Here is an 18,570-nt window from a genome sequence, read left to right as displayed (position 1 = left end):
ATAGGTTTTCCGTTTTTTTATTGCTAAAACTTAATCCATAATTTTCTTTGTGTAATTATCTCATAGATTCTATGTAATTTTGTCGCTTAAACCTTTTAGGTAGCTCTTAATTGATTATGTTTTAAGAAAGCTAGATTAAGGGCTGAAAAAATAGAACACCGTACATAATTTATAAAGATGTCAGAAGAAAAGAAATCATTGAATTTTTTAGAGCAAATTGTTGAAGAAGATTTGGCAAATGGAATGCCAAAAGAAAATTTGCGTTTTCGTTTTCCACCAGAACCAAACGGATACCTACATATAGGTCATACAAAAGCTATTGGTATTAGTTTTGGTTTAGGAGAAAAATACAGTGCTCCAGTAAACCTTCGTTTTGATGATACAAATCCAGCAAAAGAAGAACAAGAATACGTAGATGCTATTAAGCGTGATGTATCTTGGTTAGGATATCAATGGGAAAATGAATGTTATTCTTCTGATTATTTCCAGCAATTATACGATTGGGCAGTTCAATTGATTAAAGATGGGAAAGCATATGTAGATAACCAATCTTCTGAAGCTATGGCTGAGCAAAAAGGAACGCCAACGCAACCAGGAGTCGCAGGTCCGAATAGAGACAGAAGTGCTGAAGAAAATTTAGATTTATTCACACGTATGAAAAATGGTGAGTTTGAAGAAGGATCTCATGTGTTACGTGCTAAAATAGATATGGCTTCACCAAATATGTTAATGCGTGACCCTATTATGTATCGTATTTTAAAGAAGGAACATCACCGTACGGGAAGCGATTGGGTAATTTACCCAATGTACGATTGGACTCATGGTGAAAGTGACTACATAGAACAAATCTCTCACTCATTATGTTCATTAGAGTTTAAACCTCATCGTGAGCTATACAATTGGTTTAGAGATAATGTGTATAATTATAGCCAATCAGAATATCCATTACCACCAAAACAACGAGAATTCTCACGCTTAAACTTAAGCTATACAGTAATGAGTAAACGTAAGTTGATGAAGTTGGTTGAAGAAGGAATTGTTTCTGGATGGGATGATCCGCGTATGCCAACTATTTCAGGGTTACGTCGTCGTGGTTATACACCAGCTTCTATTCGTAGTTTTGTGAATACTGTAGGGGTTTCTAAACGTGAAAATGTGATTGATGTAGCGTTGTTAGAGTTTAAAATTCGTGAAGATTTAAACAAAACAGCGAATCGAGTGATGGGAGTTTTAGATCCAGTAAAAGTGGTAATTGATAATTATCCAGAAGATCAAGAAGAGATTTTAATTGCTGAAAACAATCCAGAGGATGAAAATGCTGGAACGAGAGAAGTGCCTTTTTCAAGAGAAATTTATATAGAACGTGAAGATTTTAGAGAAGAAGCAAACAAAAAGTTCTTCCGTTTAAAATTAGGAAAAGAAGTCCGTTTAAAGAATGCGTATTTTATTACTGCTAATAGCGTGGAAAAAGACGAAAACGGAAATATTACAGTAATCCACTGTACGTACGACCCATTAACAAAATCAGGAAGTGGAACCGAAGAAAGTAAGCGTAAAGTAAAAGGAACCCTACACTGGGTGTCGGTAAAACACGCGGTAAAAGCTGAGGTAAGAGCGTATGACAGGTTGTTTTCAGATGAAGCACCAGATAGTCACAAAGACAAAGACTTTATGGAGTTTTTAAATCCAAATTCGTTAGAAAAAATCACGGCTTATGTTGAGCCAAGTTTACAAACAGCAAAAATTGGAGACCGTTTTCAGTTCCAACGTTTAGGGTATTTTAATGTTGATGACGATTCAACACCTGAAAATTTGGTGTTCAATAAAACAGTTGGATTACGAGATAACTGGGCAAAAAAAAATAATTAGTACCAAAAGACATAAAACAAATAAAAAACGCTGCTTTTAACTTAAAAGCAGCGTTTTTTTTAACAAAAAAATCAATTTTCACTTTTCATTAGAATATGTATCTTTACAGATTAAGGATAGTTGTTATAAAGTAAATTTTATACAACTGAAAATCAAATAATAAAAATGTTTTTTGATACTGTAAATATCACAGGTTTAAAAAATATTTCAAAAAAATATACTATCTTATGAGTTGTAGCAGTTGCTCAACTAACAAAAGCGGTGTGCCAAATGGCTGTAAGAGTAACGGAAATTGTGCTTCAGGTACATGTGGAAGTGGAAATAAGCTCGCTGTTTTTGATTGGTTATCGAACATGACTTTACCTACGGGTGAAGCCCCATTTAATATTTTTGAAGTCCGTTTTAAAAATGGAAGGAAACACTTTTATAAAAATCCAGAAAACCTAACCCTTTCAATGGGAGATGTGGTTGCGGTTGAAGGATCTTCAGGACACGATGTTGGTATTGTTTCTTTAGCAGGAGAACTTGTAAGAGTTCAAATGAAAAAAAGAAAAATTACTGCAGATAGTGATGAGGTAAAGAAAATTTACAGAAAAGCATCTCAAAAGGACATTGATGTTTGGCAGACTGCTCGTGATCGCGAGCAAGAAACCCAACGAAAGGGAAGGGAAATTATTAGTCGTTTAGGCTTAAAGATGAAACTTTCTGATGTTGAGTATCAGGGAGATGGAACAAAAGCTACTTTTTATTATACAGCAGATGAACGCGTAGACTTTCGTCAGTTAATTCGTGATTTGGCTAGTGCTTTTTCTATTCGTGTAGAAATGCGTCAGGTTGGTATGCGTCAAGAAGCAGCCCGTTTAGGGGGAATAGGTTCTTGTGGTAGAGAACTATGTTGCTCTACTTGGTTAACCGATTTTAGAAAAGTAAATACCGCAGCAGCTCGTTATCAACAGCTATCATTAAATCCGCTAAAGTTAGCAGGACAATGTGGTAAGTTAAAATGCTGCTTGAATTATGAATTAGATACGTATTTAGATGCGTTACAAAGTTTTCCTAAACAAGACAAAGTACTAAAAACAGAAAAAGGAGATGCTGTTTTCGTTAAAATGGACATCTTTAAAAAATTACTTTGGTATACTTACAAGGAAGAAAGTTTTAAATGGTATAAACTATCGTTAGATCAGGTTCAAGAGATTATAGAATTAAATAAAAATAATGAACTTGCTTTACCGTTAGAAGAGTACGAATTAGAAATAACTGAAGAGGTTTCTGTCGACTTTGAAAATGTTGTTGGTCAAGACAGTTTAACACGTTTTGATATCCCTAAAAAAGGGCGTAAAAATAATAGACGTAAAAAAAGAACCCCAACAAATAAGAAAGAAGCAGAGAAACAACCTTCTACACCTACAAGCAAAAAGCCAAAGAAAAAGCCACAAGTAAAACCAGCAAAGACTGAAGGAGGTCAGAAAACAGAAAAGAAGAGAGTTGATAATAGGAAACCAAAACCTAAAAACAACCCAAGAAGCAGAAAACCTAAACCAGAAGGTAATACAGCTGAAAAACCACAAGCTCAAAATAAAAAGCCAAAAAACCAAAGAAGAAAAAACAACAATCAACGTAAAAAAAACAATAACGACAATAAAAACAACACCAATAATGAGAAGTAAAATTGGCATCTTTTTTTTAGTAGCTACGCTATTTGCTTCATGTGATTCAAATAGTGAGTTTGACAACTATCTGGCGCTTCCAAAAAGTTCATGGAATAAAAAAAATGCAATACAATTTACATTTCCAATTAACGACTCTATTGGTAAGAAAAACCTTTTTATAAATCTTAGAAATAATAAAGATTATGCATACAGTAATCTTTTTTTAATTACACAAATGGATTTTCCTGATGGGCAAATAATCATAGATACATTGGAGTATGATATGGCAGATGTTAGAGGAAAGTTTTTAGGACAAGGTTTTACTGATATTAAAGAAAACAAACTTTTTTATAAAGAAAACATAACGTTTCCCCGCAAAGGAGAGTATACTTTTAAAGTTCGACAAGCCATGCGAAAAAATGGAGAAATTGAAGGTGTTGAAGAACTAAAAGGGATAACTCATGTAGGGTTTAGAATTGAAAAAATAAAGTAATGACAGAGAAAAAAACAACAAATTTTAGTAAGTACATTAAATGGTTTTGGGGTATCATTTTAGGAGGTTTCCTGTTTGTTTGCCTACTTTTTTTACTAGCTTCTTGGGGAGTGTTTGGAGCATTGCCAACTTTTGAGGAGTTAGAAAATCCAGAGAATAACTTAGCAACCGAAATTATTTCTTCAGATGGTAAAACCTTAGGGAAATATGCTGTTGAAAATAGAACACCTATAAAATATAAAGATATTCCTGAGAACATGGTGAAAGCCTTGGTTTCAACAGAAGACGAACGTTTTTATGAGCATTCTGGAATTGATTTTAGAGGAACGGCAAGAGCTATTTTAAAACCAGGAAGTGGAGGAGCGAGTACGATAACTCAACAGCTAGCAAAAATGTTGTTTACTAAAAAAGCTTCTCGAAATATTTTTAAAAGAGTACTTCAAAAGGTAAAAGAGTGGGTAGTGGCCGTAAAACTAGAAGGTCAATATACTAAAGAAGAAATCATAACCATGTATTTAAATAAATATGATTTCTTAAATCAAGCAGTAGGAGTTCGTTCAGCAGCTCGAATTTATTTCGGAAAAGAACCAAAAGAACTAGATGTAGAGGAATCAGCAATGCTGGTAGGAATGCTTAAAAACTCTTCTCTTTTTAATCCATTAAGAAGAAAAGAGATGGTAAAACAACGTAGAAATGTTGTTTTAAAGCAAATGAATAGAAATGATTTTATTACTGAACAGGTAAAAGATTCCTTACAAAAACTAGGTTTAGGGCTTAATATTAATAGAGAAGGTCATAGTGATGGTTTAGCAACATACTTTAGAGAGCACTTAAGAAGTATTTTGAAAGAATGGGTAAAAGAACACCCAAAGCCAAATGGAGAAGAGTATAATATTTATAGAGACGGATTAAAAATTTATACAACGATAGATTCTCGTATGCAAAAATATGCAGAAGAAGCAGTATATGAACATATGGCGAACCTTCAATCATATTTTAACAAAGAACAAAAAAGAAATAAAAAAGCTCCTTTTTACGATATAAGCAAAAAGGATATAGAGAAGATTATAAGAAGAGCGAAGCAAAATTCAGATCGTTACAAACGAATGAAAGCTGAAGGTAAGTCAGAAAAAGAAATAGACAAGTCTTTTAATACAGCTACTGATATGCGTATTTTCACATGGAAAGGTGAACGCGATACAGTAATGACACCTTATGACTCAATACGACATTATAAGTACTTCTTACGTTCAGGGTTACTATCTATTGAACCACAGACAGGTCACATTAAAGCTTGGGTAGGAGGAATAAATCATAGGTATTTTAAATATGATGCAGTTGAGCAGCAAAAACGTCAAGTAGGTTCTACATTTAAACCTTTTGTGTATGCTACTGCAATTAATCAATTAAAAATGTCTCCTTGTGATAAATTGCCAAACACACCATACACTATTCCTAAGGAAAAATATGGAATGCCAGAAGATTGGACACCTAAAAATGCAGGAGGTAAATATGGAGGAGAACTCACGTTAAAAGAAGCCTTAGCAAAATCAATAAATGTAATTACAGCACAATTAATTGATAAAGTCTCACCTATAAATGTAGTTAGGCTTGCTGAATCTTCAGGAATAACGTCTAAATTAGAGGCAAACCCGTCTATTGCATTAGGAGCAATTGATTTATCGTTATTAGAAATGGTAAGCGCTTATTCAACATTTGCTAATAAAGGGTTACGTGTAAGTCCTTTAATGATTACCCGAATAGAAGATAAAAATGGAACTGTTTTAGAGGAATTTGTACCAGAAACTAAAGAGGTATTAAGTGAAGAGTCTGCTTATGTAATTTTAGATTTAATGCAAGGAGTAACAAGGTTAGGTTCAGGAGTTCGTTTACGATCAACGTGGACATCAGGAGGAGATGCAGTAACAGGTTTCCCTTATAAATTTACTAATGCTATTGCAGGTAAAACAGGTACAACGCAAAACCAATCAGATGGTTGGTTTATGGGAATCGTTCCTAATTTAGCAACAGGAGTTTGGACAGGAGGAGAGGATAGAGCTACACACTTTGCAGGGTTAAAGTATGGACAAGGAGCAACAATGTCGCTACCTACATGGGCTATATTTATGAGGAAGTGTTATGAAGATAAGACATTAGAGATAAGTAAAGGGAATTTTGAGAAGCCTAAAAATATAAGTATAAATTTAGATTGCTCTAAAACAGAGGAACCGAAAGAAGGAGAGGAAAAAGAGACAACCCCAGACGATACAGATTTTTAGTATAATTGTAGCGTATTTAAAACCTCACTTAGTGAGTAAAGCTTAAAAACAACAACTATAATGATAAATAAAAAAGTAAATAACGTACAAGAAGCACTACAAGGTGTACAAGACGGAATGACCTTTATGTTAGGAGGGTTTGGTTTATGTGGAATACCTGAAAATGCTATTGCTGAGTTAGTAAAAATAGGAGTAAAAGATGTTACTTGTATTTCCAATAACGCAGGAGTTGATGATTTTGGTTTAGGGTTGTTATTGCAAAATCGTCAAATAAAAAAAATGATTTCTTCTTATGTTGGAGAAAATGATGAATTTGAACGTCAAATGTTGTCTGGAGAATTAGAAGTAGAATTAACACCACAAGGAACTTTAGCAGAAAAATGTCGGGCAGCTCAAGCGGGTTTCCCCGCTTTTTACACACCAGCAGGTTATGGTACAGAAGTAGCAGAAGGAAAAGAAACTCGTGAGTTTGACGGAAAAATGTATGTTTTAGAACCAGCATTTAAAGCAGACTTTGCCTTTGTAAAAGCATGGAAAGGTGATGCAGCTGGGAATTTAATATTCAAAGGAACTTCAAGGAATTTTAATCCAAATATGTGTGGGGCAGCTACAATAACAGTTGCTGAAGTTGAAGAATTAGTTCCAGTAGGAGAATTAGATCCAAATCAAATTCATATTCCAGGAATTTTTGTACAACGCATTTTCCAAGGAGAAAAGTATGAGAAGAGAATTGAACAACGAACTGTAAGACAAAGAAGCTAGTTATGTTAGATAAAAACGGAATAGCGAAAAGAATCGCAAAAGAAGTAAAAAACGGATATTATGTAAATCTTGGTATCGGAATTCCAACATTAGTAGCCAATTTTGTTCGTGATGATATTGAGGTTGAGTTTCAATCAGAAAATGGAGTATTAGGTATGGGGCCTTTTCCTTTTGAAGGAGAAGAAGATGCTGATGTTATCAATGCAGGAAAACAAACCATAACAACTATGGCAGGAGCTAGTTTTTTTGATTCTGCAACCAGTTTTTCAATGATTCGAGGTAAACACGTTCACCTAACTATTTTAGGAGCTATGGAGGTTGCCGAAAATGGAGATATTGCCAACTGGAAGATACCAGGAAAAATGGTAAAAGGTATGGGTGGAGCTATGGATTTAGTAGCTTCTGCCGATAATATTATTGTAGCAATGATGCACACCAATAAAAGAGGAGAATCTAAGCTACTTAAAAAATGTTCATTGCCATTAACAGGGGTAGGTTGTGTAACAAAGATTGTAACAAACTTAGCCGTATTAGAAATTAAAGACAATAAGTTTTACTTATTAGAAAGAGCACCAGGGGTTACTGTTGAAGAGATTCAGGAAGCCACTGAAGGAACTCTGATAATTAATGGTGAAGTTCCAGAAATGGATATTTAACAAAATTATAAGGTTAAATAAAGACGTAAAGCACTATGCTTTACGTTTTTGTATTTTAAATATATAGATGAAAATAATCTCATACAACGTAAACGGAATTAGAGCGGCATTAAAAAAAGGATTTATCGATTGGTTACAAGCGGCAAATCCTGATGTAATATGTATTCAAGAAACCAAAGCACACAAAGAGCAGTTAGATGTAACTGAGTTTGAAAAGGCTGGGTATCCATATCATTATTGGTTTTCAGCAGAAAAAAAAGGATATTCATCCGTAGCAATTTTCTGTAAAGAAGAACCAAAACATATAGAGTACGGAACAGGAATAGAATCGATGGATTTTGAAGGAAGAAATCTTCGTGTAGATTTTGATGAGGTTTCTGTAATGAGTATGTATTTACCCTCAGGAACAAACAGTGCTCGATTAGACTATAAATTCAATTACATGGATGAAATCTTAGCGTATGCTACAGAGTTAAGAAAAGAAATTCCTAACTTAGTTATTTGCGGAGATTATAATATCTGTCATGAAGCAATAGATATTCATAACCCTAAAATGAAAGGGGTATCTGGTTTTTTACCAGAAGAACGTGAGTGGTTAGGAAAATTTATAAATAGTGGATTTATAGACAGTTTCCGTCACTTACATCCAGAAAAACAAGAATACTCTTGGTGGAGCTACAGAGCAAATGCAAGAGCAAATAATAAAGGTTGGCGTATTGATTACAACATGGTAACTGAAACTTTAAAAGATAAAATCTCAAGAGCGTATATTTTACCAGAAGCAAAGCATTCAGATCATTGCCCAATTGCAGTTGAATTAGATTTATAAAACCAAGATGAAAAAATTACTAACACTACTCCTTTTTACAACTTCAATTTTCGCACAACAACCTATTGATAGCCTTCTTGTAGCTAAAGACAGTGTTGATGTTGTGGTAAATGATTCTATAAATTCAGCGCAAAACCAAGAGCTATTTTCTACGGAAGATTTAAAGATGATTGATAGCTTACTAGTTGAAGAAAAATTTAATTCATCATTGTTTGATAGCATTCAATATGTAATTAATGATAAAGATATCTTAGGTAACACAACAACAATTCTTACAACCGATTTATTAAAGAAAAGGTTACAAGACTTAAACGTAAGAACACCTTTTCATTTAGAGTACAACCCTGCGTTAGAAAAAGTAATTAATAGTTATTTAAAATATCGTAAAAAGTACTATCCTGCATTGATGGCTCGTGCTCAATATTATTTCCCAATGTTTGAGCAATACCTAGATCAATATGATATTCCGTTAGAGATGAAATATTTGGCTATTGTTGAGTCAGCGTTGAGACCAGACGCTCGTTCTTGGGTAGGAGCTACAGGTTTATGGCAATTTATGTATGGAACAGGAGTCCAGTTTGATTTAAAGGTGAACTCGTATGTAGATGAACGTCAAGACCCAGTAAAATCAACAAAAGCAGCTTGTCAATACTTAAGTCAACTATATAAAATTTTCGGTGATTGGGACTTAGCTTTAGCAGCATACAACTCAGGTCCAGGAAACGTATCAAAAGCAATAAGACGTTCTGGAGGCTATAAAAATTATTGGAATATTCGTCCGTTTTTACCTCGTGAAACGGCAGGATATGTACCGGCATTTTACGCAACGATGTATATTTTTGAATATGCAGAAAAGCATCATATTTATCCAGAAGCACCTAAGATTTTCAATTTTGAAACCGATACCGTTCGTGTAAAAAGAACGATTAGTTTTGATCAAATTTCAGAAAAAACAGGAATAGACTCAGATTTATTAGCGTTCTTAAATCCGTCGTATAAGCTAGATGTTATTCCGTATGTGAAAGAAAAAAACTATGCAGTTCGATTACCTCGAAGAGACTTAATGGATTTCTTAGAAAAGGAAAAAGAAATATATGCTTTAGCAAATGAAGATGATGCTAAAAGAGAAAAGCCATTACCAAAATACTTCGAAATGGATAAGCGCATTCGTTACAGGGTTCGAAGTGGAGATTATTTAGGTAAAATAGCTAATAAATTTGGAGTACGAGTAAGTGATATTAAACGTTGGAATGGTTTACGTACACATCACTTGAAAATAGGTCAAAGATTAAGTGTTTATCCTAAAAGAATGGCTGTTCCAAAAAAGGTTTCAAAGAAAAAATATAAAACACCAACAGGCAAGCATGAGGTGTATGTTGTTAAAGAAGGAGATTCATTATGGATCATTTCAAAAAAATATCCATCAGTTTCTGTTGATGAAATTAAAAAATGGAACAATATTTGGAGTGTTAAGAGTTTGAAACCAGGAATGAAACTTAAAATTTTTAAAAGCTAAAAATACAACTACTAAACACCACAAACTATGAATAAACTAATAGCATTATTTGCCCTAATTTGTATAACAGTTTCGTGTAAAAATAAAGGGAAAAGCGATTATATTTTACCAACTTCAAATGGAAACACCAATAAAATATTGGTAGTTATTAAAGGAAATGATTGGGAAGGTAAAATAGGAGATGAAATTCGTAGTGTTTTTGGAGAGCATCAAGTAGGATTACCACAACCAGAAACATTACTTTCAGTAGGTCAAATAGATCCTGTAGGGTTTAAAGGTTTTATGAGACATGCAAAAGCAGTTTTAATTGTTAGAGAAGGTGAAAAAGAAAAAATAACTGTAGAAAAAAATAAATATGCAGAACCTCAAATACTAGTTTATGCAACAGCCAAAGGTAAAGGAGCTTTGGTAGATTTAATTAGAAACAGAGGGAAAGAAATAATTAAGTTATTTAAAGATGAAGATATAAGATTTACACAAAGAATCTTTAAAAAAGAAAAACTTGATGAAAGTAAGTTTCAAACAGTTAAAAACTTAGGAATTACATTAACCATTCCTGAGAGATTTAGACTTGTTGAAGATACGGGAGATTTTTTATGGTTACGTCAACATCTAAAAAGTGGAATTGCAAGAGGTGATGGAAGTAACAATGTTTTAGTATACAGTTATCCGTTAGAAGACGAAAGTAAAGTAGCAGACAACATTACAAGAATGAGAGATACAATAGGTAAAAAATATATTCCTGGAACTAAAGAAGGGATGCATATGATTACCGAACAAGCATATACTCCATTTACTTTTGATGCAGAAATTGATGGTAAAAAAGCTTATGAAACTAGAGGTAAATGGGAAGTGAAAAATGATTTCATGGCAGGACCATTTATTAACTATACAATAATTGATAAAGAAAACAAACGTGTAATTGTTTTTGAAGGGTTTACATATGCTCCATCAGTAAATAAACGAGATTTTATCTTTGAATTAGAAGCGATAGCAAAGTCTTTAAAAATAAAATAAAAGATAACTCATAAGAAATAAGTAAAAGCATTAAACGTAAGTTTGATGCTTTTTTTGTTATATTTGATTGACAACCAAAACTTTATAGTCTTATGAAATTTAATTTTTTAATTACAGCAATTGCTGCATTAGTTCCTATGGTAATGGGATTTATTTGGTATGGACCTATGCTTTTTAAAAATGCATGGATGAAAGAGGTAGGTTTTACCGATGAATCTATGAAGGGTTCAAATATGGGGCTCATTTTTGGGCTAGCCTATGTATTTAGTTTTTTATTAGCTTTTATCTTACAAACATTAGTTATTCATCAATGGGGAGTTGAATCAACCTTAATGGGTGAGCCAGGTTTTGTAGAACAAACAGGTGGAGCTTATGCTTACTTCCAAGAATTTATGGCCAATTTTGGAGATCGATTTAGAACATTTAAACACGGAGCACTACACGGAACTATGATAGGTTTATTTATAGGTTTACCTATTTTAGCTACACAAGCATTATTTGAAAGAAAAAGTGTTAAGTATGTAGCTATTAATGCTGGTTATTGGATTATTACATTAGCCTTAATGGGAGGAGTAATTTGCCAATGGGCATAGTAATCTTTTTAAAATTATAAATTCAAAAGCATCAATTTTTAAATTGATGCTTTTTTTATGTAACAAAAGGTTGTAGAAAAAGACATATAAGATAATCAACTAAATACATAACCAAATGATTGCACATTTTTTTAAGTTAGAGTGGAAGCAATTTTTTCGCTCTTCTTATTTCGGAAAAAGTATTGCACTAAAAATTATCATGGGCTTTTTTGCATTGTATATGCTAGCTTCATTTTTAATGATAGGAATAGGAGGGTATTTTTTTATTAAAAAAGAATATCCAAATACAGACCCATTGTTGTTTGTAAATGGATTTCTTATTTTTTTACTAATAGCAGATTTAATTTTTCGCTATTTAATGCAAAAGCTACCAGTACTAAACATCAAGCCGTTTCTAAACTTACCTGTAAAAAAAGAAAAATTAGTTCATTTTGTATTAGGAAAATCAGCATTATCATTTTTCAATATAATGCCGCTGTTTTTTTACGTGCCTTTTTCAATAGTGTTAATAGGACAGGGATATAATACTATGGGAGTTCTAGGATGGTTGTCTTTAATGATTATGCTAGTATTAAGTGCTAACTATGTAAACTTTCTAATCAATAAAAATAATTATGCATTAGGAGGGATGATTGCTGTACTCGGAATATTATTTCTTGCAAATAAATATCAGTTATTTAACGTAAATGATGTGTTTGCGCCTATTTTTCAATCAGTATATAACTTTCCTGCTTTGTCAGTAATAGGAGTGGTCTTGTTAGTAGGACTATACTATGTAAATTTTAAATTATTAAGAGAAAAAGTATATTTAGATGATGCTATAAAAAGTAAAGAAGAAGTAGCAAAAGAATCAGACTTATCTTTTGTTGATAGATTGGGAGATGTAGCGCCATTTATTAAAAATGATATTCGTCAAATTTGGAGGAATAAACGAACTAAAACAGTGTTTTTTATGTCGTTTTTATTTCTTTTCTACGGAGCTATTTTCTTTGGACAAGAAATGTATAGAGAACAAATGCCTGCTTTTTTAGTCTTTGCTGCAGTTTTTGTTACAGGAGGGTTTACCCTAAACTATGGGCAGTTCATCCCTGCATGGGATAGTGAGTATTACAAAATGCTTATGAGTCAAAATATCCGTTATCGAAAGTTTTTAGAAAGTAAATGGTATTTAATGGTTGTAGTCTCAGGAGCATTATACCTGTTAAGTATTCCTTATGTTTATTTCTACGGATTAGATATTTTTTTAATGATAACTGCTGGGGCAATTTTTAATATAGGGTTTAATTCTCTCTTTTTGCTCTTTGCGGGCTCTTTTAATAGGAAGCGTATAGACTTAAATAAAAGTGGATTCTCAAACTATCAAGGTACTAGCGCAACACAATTTTTAATAATAATTCCAATAATGGGAATTCCTATGTTTCTTTTCTGGGTTTTCAACAAGTTTGTTAGCTTTAATGCAGGGATTTTAGCAATTGCAATTGCTGGAATATTAGCTCTCGTATTTAAAAACTACTTTATGGACTTAATAGAGAAAAGGTATATTAAAAGTAAGTACGCAGTAATACATGCATTTGGCCAAAAATCATAACCAACCAAAAAACTAAACAAAATGATATCTATACATAATATTTCAAAAACATACGGAACCACACAAGTTTTAAACCTAGAAGAGTTGAAGATTCCTAGCGGACAATCTTTTGGGTTAGTAGGGAATAATGGAGCAGGAAAAACAACTTTGTTTAACTTGTTATTAGATTTAATTAGACCAACAACAGGGCAAATTATAAATAATGAAGTTACTGTAAACATAAGTGAGAACTGGAAAACATTTACAGGATCGTTTATAGATGAAACTTTTTTAATAGGATACTTAACACCTGAAGAATATTTTGATTTTGTTGGAGATTTACGTGGAATGAATAAGGCAGATGTAAAAGGGTTCTTAGCTCAATTTGATGAGTTTTTTAATGATGAAATTTTAGGAAAGAAAAAGTATTTACGAAGTTTAAGTAAAGGAAATCAAAAGAAAGTTGGTATTGTAGCTGCAATGATGGGAAATCCACAAGTAATAATCTTAGACGAACCTTTTGCAAACTTAGATCCTACAACGCAAATCAGACTAAAAAAAATAATTAAAAAACTAACAGAGAATAATGATGTAACTGTGTTAGTTTCTAGCCATGATTTAAGCCATGTAACAGAGGTTTGCGAGCGTATTGTAGTTTTAGATAAAGGGAACGTTGTAAAAGATATAAATACATCGCAAAAAACCCTGCAAGAATTAGAAAGCTATTTTTCTGCATAAAACAGGGTAAAAATCATCTTATAATTATTATTTTTACCTCTTTACGTACAAAAAACATAATTATTACGTTGTTGTACTGTAAAAGCAATAGTATATGAAAAAAGGGGTAAAGATAATAGTATTCAGTGTTTTAGCGGCTATCGCGTATTCGTGTAGTGTTAAAAAGGATGCTTTTTTAAATAGAAGTTATCATGCTGTTACCACTAAATACAATGTGCTTTTTAATGGAGAGCAAGCGTATTTAAAAGGACTTGAAGAAATTCAAGAAAAGCATGAAGACAACTTCTGGAAACGCTTACAAATTGAACCTATATCTTTTGATGAAAGTAAGCTAACAACAAAAGTACTTACTCCTGGTACAGGATTTAATGCTGAAGAAGAGGAAGAAAACAAAAACCTAACACCTTTTGAAAAAGCAGAAGAAAAAGCTATAAAAGCTGTTCAAACCCATTCGATGAATATTAATGGGTATGAAAAGAATAGCCAAATAGATGATGCTTATTTACTGTTAGGAAAGTCTAGATACTATACACAACGCTTCATTCCTGCATTAGAAGCTTTTAATTATGTGATAGTTAATTATCCTAAAGCCGATTTAAACTACGAAACAAAAATTTGGAGAGCTAAAACAAATATTCGTTTAGGTAACGAAAAAAGAGCTATAGAAACATTATCGTTATTATTAGACGTTTTAGATGAGAAAGAAAAAATAAATAAATCGGTAAAAGAACAAGCTTATACAGCCATGGCAATGGCTTATGAACAAACAGATACCATTCAAAAAATGGTAGATTATCTAAAGTTAGCCACTAAAACACACTATAACAAAGAACAATCAGCTCGAAACATGTTTGTTTTAGGGCAAATTTATAGCGAATTAGATAGAAAAGATTCGGCAAGAATGGTGTTTCGTAAACTAGCAGACCACAAAAGAGCACCAGATAGGTTTCGTATTAGAGCTGATATTGAACTAGCTAAGAATACTCCGAATGACTCAACATCAATATTGATGCTAGCTAGGTTAAGAAAATTAATTAAAAACTCAGATAACCGAAAGTTCTTAAACGAATTATACTACCAGGCAGGAGTTATTCAAGAAGGAAGAAATAACCCAGAAGCGGCAGCAGAATATTACAAAAAATCTTTAGAAGCAAAACATAATAACAATTATCAAAAAACCTATGCGTATGAACGTTTAGCAAATATGGCCTTTGAAAAAGAAAATTATTTGCTAGCAGGCTCGTATTATGATAGTGTAATGCAAGTAGTTTCTAAGGAATTTGATCAAGAAAAAAGAATCAGAAGAATCCGTAGAAAGAATAAAGGTCTTACAACCTTAAGAAAGTATGAGGAAACTGTTAAAAATAACGACAGTATTCTTAGTTTGGTTGCAATGACACCAGATGAAAGAACTTCTTTTTTTAAAGCATATATTGAAAAAATAAAAAAAGAAGACGAAGAAAAGAGGCAACAAATGCTTAATGCTCAAAATTTCGGAAGTGGTTTTGGAGGTGGAGCTTCTATAAATAATAATGCAAATAAAGGGAAGTGGTACTTTTACAATACACAAGCATTAGGTTTTGGAAGAGCAGAGTTTCAAAAAACATGGGGAACACGCCCTTTAGAAGATAACTGGCGATTATCAGATAAATCCATCAGTGTTGCAGATGATGTGTCAGAAGACGATAATGAAACAAAAATAAACAAGAGATATGAGCTTTCAACATACCTTGATGCAGTACCTACAGATGAAAAAATAATTAGCGACCTAGTACAAGAGCGAAATGATGCATTATACCAATTAGGGCTAATTTATAAAGAGCAGTTTACAAATGCTACACTAGCAATTAAAAACTTAGAACGCTTAAGAGAAGTTAGTACAGATGATAAGTTGGAGTTACCAATAAGTTACCATTTGTATCAAATATATAAAAAGGAAGGTGATGTAGCTAAAGCAAATGAGTATAAGAATGTTATCATACAGAAATACTCAGAAACAAGTTTTGCTCAAATAATTTTAAACCCTGATAAAAAACTTGTAGAAGAGAAAAAAGAAGATGAAGTTTTAAATAAGTATAAAGAAATATACTATTTATATAAAGAGAATAAGTTTGAAGAAACTGTTAAAGAAATAGATAATTTTTCAACTACAATAAAAAACTCAAATTTAATCCCTAAATTCGCACTCCTAAAGGCCTTGGCTATAGGTAAATATCAAGATAAAGATACCTATAAAAAAGCGTTAGAGTTTGTTGCGGTTAGTTATGCAACTACTCAAGAAGGTAAAAAGGCAAAAGAAATAATAGAACAATTAAATAAAACATAAAACACCCTTAAATTCCCCGAATATGTTTGGTAAAGAGAGTAAAAAAACAACCGAAAACAAAGTTGCAGAAAGAAACATTATTGGAAAAAACACTAAAATAACTGGTGAAATTATTTCTGAAGGAGATTTTAGGATCGATGGAACTTTAGAAGGAACTATAGAAACTAATGGCAGAGTAATAATTGGTAGTACTGGTCTTATCAAAGGAAAAGTTGAGTGTACTAATGCAGATGTAGAAGGAGAGTTTTCAGGAGAGTTATTTGTATCAAACACACTTACAGTGAAATCTTCAGCAAACATTACCGGAGATGTTGTTATAGGGAAACTATCTGTAGAGCCAGGAGCTGAATTCAATGCTACTTGTGCAATGAAAGGAGCGGTAAAAGAATTAAATAAAAATGAGGAAGGACTCAAAGAAAAAACCGCTTAATAAATACATACGATTCACAGGAATTGCACTTCAAATGGGACTAACTATTTACTTAGGAAGTTTACTAGGTGAATGGTTAGACCAAAAATACCCAAACGATAACCAACTTTACGTAAAAATTTGTACACTTGTGGCAGTTTTCGGAGCTATGATTTCGGTAATTATGCAAGTGACAAACCTAACGAAGAAAGATGATTAAACGAATTATATTTTTTGCTGTAGTTGTAGTTGTTTTAGCAGCTTTAGGATTTTTTATTAATAATTATTTCATAGAGAAAAATACTATAAACCTATCTTTTTCGTTAATATCAGTATATGTATTTAATGTACTTGCTTCGCTGTTAATTTATATTGCTGTAGAAATAGTCATAAATTATTTACCTAATGAAACAGGTTACTTATATCTTGGTTTAATGTTGGTAAAGTTTGGAGTCTTTATTATGTTGTATCAAGATTCTATTTTTTCTGAAACGGGTTTAACTAAACCTGAAAAAGTTTCAATATTACTTCCTATTCTTACTTTTTTATTAGTTGAGGCTATTGGTGTTTCAAAGTTATTGAATAATAGATAGTTTGCTGTTTTTGTAAGCCTTTAAAAGACTCAGGAAAACTAAATAAAAAAACCGTTTGTAGTTTTAATTTATTGTGTACCTTTGCACGGAAATTTAGAGACCATAATTCTATATTTAGTAAGGTATGACGATAGCAAAAAAACCTATCTATTTTTTAACGGTACTAGCAATAGTATTTAGTTCATTTACAGCATTTGCTGGAGGAGGTGATACTTCAAACGGAGGTCAAATTAATACAAGAGAGCAAATTGATGGATACATTAAACATCACTTAGCAGATTCACACGATTTCACATTGTTTTCGTACACAAACGATACAGGAGAGCGCAAGCATGTTGGGTTTTCGTTACCAGTGATTGTTTGGACGAGTGAAGGTTTGAAAACCTTTATGTCTTCTGAATTTCACCACAACGATGACGGTCATGTTATTGTGGCAAAAGGTGGAGTAAAACTTACTAAAATTCACAGTAAAATATACGAGTTAAACGAAGGAGAGGAAGCAGTTGCTTTTGATGAAACTCATCACGCTACCAATGCGCATAGAGTATTAGATTTTTCTATTACTAAAAGTGTGTTCGGTATGTTGTTCGTAGGGTTGTTAATGCTGTTAGGTTTTGGGTCGTTAGCTAAAAGTTATAAGAAAGGAGCAATTCCAACAGGGTTTGGTCGTGTATTAGAGCCTTTAGTGCTTTATGTAAGAGATGAAATAGCAAAGCCTAATATCGGTGAAAAAAAATACATGAAGTTTATGCCTTATTTGTTAACAGTATTCTTCTTTATTTGGATATTGAACTTGTTAGGGTTAACTCCTTTTGGATTTAACGTAACAGGACAAATAGCAGTAACGGTATGTTTAGCATTGTTTACGTTGGTAATCTATTTGACAAATGGTAGCAAAGATTTCTGGGCGCACACATTATGGATGCCAGGTGTACCTGTGATTTTAAGACCAATTTTAGCGGTAATCGAATTGATTGGGTTTATTTTAATTAAACCTTTCTCATTATTAGTGCGTCTATTTGCAAACATTACAGCAGGTCACTTTGTAGTAATGAGTTTAATAGCATTAATGATTACGTTAAAGAATCAGTTCGGAGCTGTAGGTTCAACAAGTATTTCATTACTATTGGCGTTATTTATCACAGTAATCGAAATTTTAGTAGCGTTCTTACAAGCATTTATTTTTACAATGTTATCGTCATTATTTATTGGTATGGCGGTTGAAGAGCACGAACATCATTAATTTAGAATAAGAATTTGTTTAATTATAT

17 protein-coding genes are annotated in these 18,570 nt (G+C 32.5%); all 17 read left to right on the top strand.

From position 1 onward, the window contains the following. Positions 1–177 precede the first annotated feature (177 nt). The 17 genes from ACQYZ7_RS02290 to atpB all read left to right on the top strand — a co-directional run bounded on the left by ACQYZ7_RS02290 (position 178) and on the right by atpB (position 18,542). Complete coding sequence (locus tag ACQYZ7_RS02290; protein ID WP_430728181.1) at positions 178–1,869, top strand: glutamine--tRNA ligase/YqeY domain fusion protein; 1,692 nt, start codon at positions 178–180, stop codon at positions 1,867–1,869. A 227-nt stretch (positions 1,870–2,096) separates the two neighbouring features. Beyond that, positions 2,097–3,539, top strand: coding sequence for a PSP1 domain-containing protein (locus tag ACQYZ7_RS02285; RefSeq protein ID WP_430728180.1), 1,443 nt, complete (start codon positions 2,097–2,099; stop codon positions 3,537–3,539). Next, a complete protein-coding gene (locus ACQYZ7_RS02280) occupies positions 3,529–4,014 on the top strand; it encodes a gliding motility lipoprotein GldH (protein ID WP_430728179.1) in 486 nt (161 codons plus the stop codon). Before ACQYZ7_RS02285 ends, ACQYZ7_RS02280 begins: the two co-directional genes overlap by 11 nt. Next, the gene (locus ACQYZ7_RS02275; RefSeq protein ID WP_430728178.1) at positions 4,014–6,293 is read left to right on the top strand and encodes a penicillin-binding protein 1A; all 2,280 of its coding nucleotides are present in this window, start codon (positions 4,014–4,016) and stop codon (positions 6,291–6,293) included. The genes ACQYZ7_RS02280 and ACQYZ7_RS02275 overlap by 1 nt, the downstream gene beginning before the upstream one ends. 60 nt (positions 6,294–6,353) lie before the next feature. Then, positions 6,354–7,055, top strand: coding sequence for a CoA transferase subunit A (locus ACQYZ7_RS02270; protein WP_073182417.1), 702 nt, complete (start codon positions 6,354–6,356; stop codon positions 7,053–7,055). 2 nt (positions 7,056–7,057) lie between these two features. Then, complete coding sequence (locus ACQYZ7_RS02265) at positions 7,058–7,711, top strand: 3-oxoacid CoA-transferase subunit B (protein WP_430728177.1); 654 nt, start codon at positions 7,058–7,060, stop codon at positions 7,709–7,711. A 67-nt stretch (positions 7,712–7,778) separates the two neighbouring features. Further along, positions 7,779–8,540 carry an exodeoxyribonuclease III gene (locus tag ACQYZ7_RS02260; RefSeq protein WP_430728176.1) on the top strand — a complete coding sequence of 254 codons (762 nt, stop codon included), beginning with the start codon at positions 7,779–7,781 and terminating at the stop codon, positions 8,538–8,540. Between the two features lie 7 nt (positions 8,541–8,547). Continuing rightward, complete coding sequence (locus tag ACQYZ7_RS02255; protein WP_430728175.1) at positions 8,548–10,056, top strand: LysM peptidoglycan-binding domain-containing protein; 1,509 nt, start codon at positions 8,548–8,550, stop codon at positions 10,054–10,056. Positions 10,057–10,083: 27 nt separating this feature from the next. After that, positions 10,084–11,073, top strand: a complete 990-nt coding sequence (locus ACQYZ7_RS02250; RefSeq protein ID WP_430728174.1) for a DUF4837 family protein — start codon at positions 10,084–10,086, stop codon at positions 11,071–11,073. Between the two features lie 92 nt (positions 11,074–11,165). Continuing rightward, entirely contained in the window at positions 11,166–11,666 is a 501-nt protein-coding gene (locus tag ACQYZ7_RS02245; RefSeq protein ID WP_430728173.1) for a DUF1761 domain-containing protein, read from the top strand. Positions 11,667–11,781: 115 nt separating this feature from the next. Continuing rightward, positions 11,782–13,254, top strand: a complete 1,473-nt coding sequence (locus tag ACQYZ7_RS02240; protein WP_430728172.1) for a DUF5687 family protein — start codon at positions 11,782–11,784, stop codon at positions 13,252–13,254. A gap of 21 nt (positions 13,255–13,275) precedes the next feature. After that, entirely contained in the window at positions 13,276–13,971 is a 696-nt protein-coding gene (locus ACQYZ7_RS02235) for an ABC transporter ATP-binding protein (RefSeq protein WP_430728171.1), read from the top strand. 94 nt (positions 13,972–14,065) lie between these two features. Then, positions 14,066–16,297: a tetratricopeptide repeat protein gene (locus ACQYZ7_RS02230; protein WP_430728170.1), complete on the top strand. Its 2,232-nt coding sequence runs from the start codon at positions 14,066–14,068 to the stop codon at positions 16,295–16,297. A 22-nt stretch (positions 16,298–16,319) separates the two neighbouring features. Next, the gene (locus tag ACQYZ7_RS02225) at positions 16,320–16,727 is read left to right on the top strand and encodes a bactofilin family protein (protein WP_430728169.1); all 408 of its coding nucleotides are present in this window, start codon (positions 16,320–16,322) and stop codon (positions 16,725–16,727) included. Continuing rightward, a complete protein-coding gene (locus tag ACQYZ7_RS02220; RefSeq protein WP_430728168.1) occupies positions 16,696–16,926 on the top strand; it encodes an AtpZ/AtpI family protein in 231 nt (76 codons plus the stop codon). The genes ACQYZ7_RS02225 and ACQYZ7_RS02220 overlap by 32 nt, the downstream gene beginning before the upstream one ends. Continuing rightward, positions 16,919–17,299 (top strand): DUF6168 family protein, encoded by a 381-nt coding sequence (locus ACQYZ7_RS02215; protein ID WP_430728167.1) that lies wholly within the window; start codon positions 16,919–16,921, stop codon positions 17,297–17,299. Before ACQYZ7_RS02220 ends, ACQYZ7_RS02215 begins: the two co-directional genes overlap by 8 nt. Before the next feature lie 124 nt (positions 17,300–17,423). Then, on the top strand, positions 17,424–18,542 hold the full coding sequence (gene atpB / locus ACQYZ7_RS02210; RefSeq protein WP_430728166.1) for a F0F1 ATP synthase subunit A: 1,119 nt from the start codon (positions 17,424–17,426) through the stop codon (positions 18,540–18,542). Positions 18,543–18,570 lie beyond the last annotated feature (28 nt).

The sequence above is a fragment of the Tenacibaculum sp. SDUM215027 genome, from assembly GCF_050566205.1.
Taxonomy (GTDB): domain Bacteria; phylum Bacteroidota; class Bacteroidia; order Flavobacteriales; family Flavobacteriaceae; genus Polaribacter.
The sequence above is the reverse complement of the archived record's forward strand: the minus strand, read 5'-3'. Positions and strand labels throughout refer to the sequence as shown.

Bases quoted from the DNA above. Each gene is read 5' to 3' on its own strand.
- ACQYZ7_RS02290 (WP_430728181.1), top strand. From the start codon at position 178: ATGTCAGAAGAAAAGAAATCATTGAATTTTTTAGAGCAAATTGTTGAA.
- ACQYZ7_RS02285 (WP_430728180.1), top strand. From the start codon at position 2,097: ATGAGTTGTAGCAGTTGCTCAACTAACAAAAGCGGTGTGCCAAATGGC.
- ACQYZ7_RS02280 (WP_430728179.1), top strand. From the start codon at position 3,529: ATGAGAAGTAAAATTGGCATCTTTTTTTTAGTAGCTACGCTATTTGCT.
- ACQYZ7_RS02275 (WP_430728178.1), top strand. From the start codon at position 4,014: ATGACAGAGAAAAAAACAACAAATTTTAGTAAGTACATTAAATGGTTT.
- ACQYZ7_RS02270 (WP_073182417.1), top strand. From the start codon at position 6,354: ATGATAAATAAAAAAGTAAATAACGTACAAGAAGCACTACAAGGTGTA.
- ACQYZ7_RS02265 (WP_430728177.1), top strand. From the start codon at position 7,058: ATGTTAGATAAAAACGGAATAGCGAAAAGAATCGCAAAAGAAGTAAAA.
- ACQYZ7_RS02260 (WP_430728176.1), top strand. From the start codon at position 7,779: ATGAAAATAATCTCATACAACGTAAACGGAATTAGAGCGGCATTAAAA.
- ACQYZ7_RS02255 (WP_430728175.1), top strand. From the start codon at position 8,548: ATGAAAAAATTACTAACACTACTCCTTTTTACAACTTCAATTTTCGCA.
- ACQYZ7_RS02250 (WP_430728174.1), top strand. From the start codon at position 10,084: ATGAATAAACTAATAGCATTATTTGCCCTAATTTGTATAACAGTTTCG.
- ACQYZ7_RS02245 (WP_430728173.1), top strand. From the start codon at position 11,166: ATGAAATTTAATTTTTTAATTACAGCAATTGCTGCATTAGTTCCTATG.
- ACQYZ7_RS02240 (WP_430728172.1), top strand. From the start codon at position 11,782: ATGATTGCACATTTTTTTAAGTTAGAGTGGAAGCAATTTTTTCGCTCT.
- ACQYZ7_RS02235 (WP_430728171.1), top strand. From the start codon at position 13,276: ATGATATCTATACATAATATTTCAAAAACATACGGAACCACACAAGTT.
- ACQYZ7_RS02230 (WP_430728170.1), top strand. From the start codon at position 14,066: ATGAAAAAAGGGGTAAAGATAATAGTATTCAGTGTTTTAGCGGCTATC.
- ACQYZ7_RS02225 (WP_430728169.1), top strand. From the start codon at position 16,320: ATGTTTGGTAAAGAGAGTAAAAAAACAACCGAAAACAAAGTTGCAGAA.
- ACQYZ7_RS02220 (WP_430728168.1), top strand. From the start codon at position 16,696: ATGAGGAAGGACTCAAAGAAAAAACCGCTTAATAAATACATACGATTC.
- ACQYZ7_RS02215 (WP_430728167.1), top strand. From the start codon at position 16,919: ATGATTAAACGAATTATATTTTTTGCTGTAGTTGTAGTTGTTTTAGCA.
- atpB (WP_430728166.1), top strand. From the start codon at position 17,424: ATGACGATAGCAAAAAAACCTATCTATTTTTTAACGGTACTAGCAATA.